Here is a 2,379-nt window from a genome sequence, read left to right as displayed (position 1 = left end):
TCGGTGTGGTCCTGCTACTGCTCAACGTTCAAGCCTTCGTCAGTATCGCGGCGCTGGACCCGTCCGCGTTGCCTGCCGTGGCGGTGCCCACCCCCGGCGGCCTGACAGCCGCCGCGCTGGCACGGTCGCTGACCGCCGTGCGCGCCCACCATCAGGTGGTCGGAGTGGGAATCACCGAGTACGTTCCGCAGCTCGAGCACGACCAGCGGGTGCTCGGCGACGTGCTGGACGCGCTCGGGCTCATCGGAGAGCGACAGACTGTACGACGGCCGTAAAACGGCTGTCGGCGCGCGGAGCCGCCTCGCTACGGTGTGCCGATGCCCGCCACCCCGCACGTGCGTGAACTTACCGCCGACGACCTCGACGCCGCCTGGGAACTGGGCCGGTTCGCGTTCGGCTCCGACCCGCAGCGACCGGCGCAGGTGACCGCCGAGGTACCCGGGTTGACGCGCTACGGCGCGTTCGACGAGGCCGGGCGGCTCGTCGGTAAGGCCGTCGACCTGCATCACGACCAGTGGTGGTCGGGGCGGGCGGTGTCGGCCGCCGACGTGGCGGGTGTGGCGGTCGCCCCCGAGGCCCGTGGTCGGGGAGTGGCTCGTGCCATGCTCACCGCGTTGCTGCGCGGCGCCCGCGAGCGCGGTGCGGCCGTCAGCGCGCTCTACCCGACCGTCGCCGCTCCGTACCGGGCTTGCGGGTGGGAGACCGCCGGGGTGCTGCGGACCGTCGACCTGGCCACCGCCACATTGCCCCGGCACCGACCCGACCCGCGGTTCGCGGTGCGTGCGGGCACCGCGGCCGACCTGCCGGCCGTCGCCGCCCTCTACGAGCAGGTCACCCGGCACCGCAACGGGCTGTTGACCCGCCAGGGCGAGTTGTTCGACTTCCACGCCGCTGACGGTGGCCTGCCCGGCGACGGGCTCACCCTCGTCGAGACCGACGGCGCGCTGGTCGGCTACGCCACCTGGCAGCGGGGCCGCGGTTACGGTGCCGACTCGGTGCTCACTGTCGACGAGGCCCTGGCGGTCACCGCCGAGGCCGCCCGGGAGCTCGTCGGTGTGCTGGCCAGTTGGGCGAGCGTCGCGCCGACAGTGCGACTGTGTCCGCTCGACGGCGACGCGGTGAGCACCTGCCTGCCGTTGGAGTCGGCCCGCGACCACGAACGGGATCTGTGGATGCACCGGCCTGTCGACGTCGCCCGCGCGGTGAGCGCCCGTGGGTGGCCGGCCCACGTCCGGGGTTTCGTGGACTTCAGCCTCACCGATCCGCTCGCCGAGTGGAACACCGGCACCTGGCGGTTGGCTGTCGCCGACGGCGCGGCCGAGCTGGTCCGCCTCGACGGTGAGGCGGATCTGCGGCTGGATGTGCGCGGTTTCGCGTTGCTGTACACCGGGGCGTCCGGTGCCCGGTCGGTCGCGCAGGCGGGCCTGCTGCACACCGCCGGTGTCGCACCGGACGCTCTGGATCTGCTGGGCGCGGGCGGCCCGGCCCAGGTGCTCGACTACTTCTGACCGGTCGAGGCCCCTGGCCGGTCCGGCCCGCGCGAGTGCCGCTCAGGCCGCCAGTTCGGCGTTCGCGCGTTGGGTGATGACTGTGAGCGCCCGGGCGGCGGCGCTCGCCTCGTCGGCGGGGATGTCCGCGTAGAGGCGGGCGGTGATGCCGGAGACGGCCTCCGCGACGCGGGCCTGCGTCGCGTGACCGGTGTCGGTGAGCCGGAGCCGTGTGCCGTCGGTGTCGTCCTGCGCGAGGTTCGCGTCGACGAGGCGAGCGATCACCTCCTGCACGGCCGGCCCGTCGACCTTGAGTGTGCTGGTGATCCGGTGCGTGAGGTGATCGCGTTCGACGGGCCCGTCGGCGAGGACGTTGAGCACGAGGACCTGGCCGAAGTTGAGCCCGAGCGGCGCGACGGCACGCTCCAGCAGGGCCCGGGTGGCGTAGTGGGCCTGGCCGATGACCTGGCCGTTGAGGGTGGGAGCGGTGGACATGACGCCTCCTTCTGAACGTTGGTGGCACCAACGTTGGCGCAACCAACGTAGCACGGATCGTGGGTCACGCCAACGATTCCTGTTAGGCTGCCGCCATGGAGTCGACCGCCCCACAGTCACCCGCCGGGCTCCGCACCTCCCCGACCTGGCTGCTCAACCAGACCGCCGCCCACGCCACCCGCCTGCTCAGCGAGGGCTTCGCCGCGCACGACCTGCGCGGCTACCACTACCGGCTGCTCGCCGCGCTGGCCGAGGACGGCCCCGCGAGCCAGGCCGACCTGGGCCGACGCTGCGGCATCGACCGCAGCGCGGTCAGTAACTCCGGTGCGATTGTCGGGTCGGGGTGCAGGTAGTGGTCCTGCCCGGTCGGCTCGGTGACCGGCAGGGTGAGCCCGAC

Annotated in this window: 4 protein-coding genes; 3 read left to right on the top strand and 1 reads right to left on the bottom strand. The window is 73.0% G+C overall.

The genetic code is table 11. The features are described from left to right. Nucleotides 1–275: arginase family protein (locus tag ACWCO3_RS34020; RefSeq protein WP_450014070.1), on the top strand; the 275-nt coding region annotated here is incomplete at its 5' end. A 42-nt stretch (nucleotides 276–317) separates the two neighbouring features. Next, a complete protein-coding gene (locus ACWCO3_RS34015) occupies nucleotides 318–1,508 on the top strand; it encodes a GNAT family N-acetyltransferase (protein ID WP_450014068.1) in 1,191 nt (396 codons plus the stop codon). A 42-nt stretch (nucleotides 1,509–1,550) separates the two neighbouring features. Here ACWCO3_RS34015 and ACWCO3_RS34010 read toward each other — a convergent pair whose 3' ends face one another. Further along, on the bottom strand, nucleotides 1,551–1,982 hold the full coding sequence (locus ACWCO3_RS34010) for a MarR family winged helix-turn-helix transcriptional regulator (RefSeq protein WP_450014066.1): 432 nt from the start codon (nucleotides 1,980–1,982) through the stop codon (nucleotides 1,551–1,553). Between the two features lie 95 nt (nucleotides 1,983–2,077). On the opposite strand from ACWCO3_RS34010, the gene ACWCO3_RS34005 reads away from it, so the two are divergent. Further along, nucleotides 2,078–2,335, top strand: coding sequence for a MarR family winged helix-turn-helix transcriptional regulator (locus ACWCO3_RS34005; protein WP_450014065.1), 258 nt, complete (start codon nucleotides 2,078–2,080; stop codon nucleotides 2,333–2,335). Nucleotides 2,336–2,379 lie beyond the last annotated feature (44 nt).

The sequence above is a fragment of the Micromonospora sp. NPDC002411 genome (genome assembly GCF_053592955.1).
The sequence above is the reverse complement of the archived record's forward strand: the minus strand, read 5'-3'. Positions and strand labels throughout refer to the sequence as shown.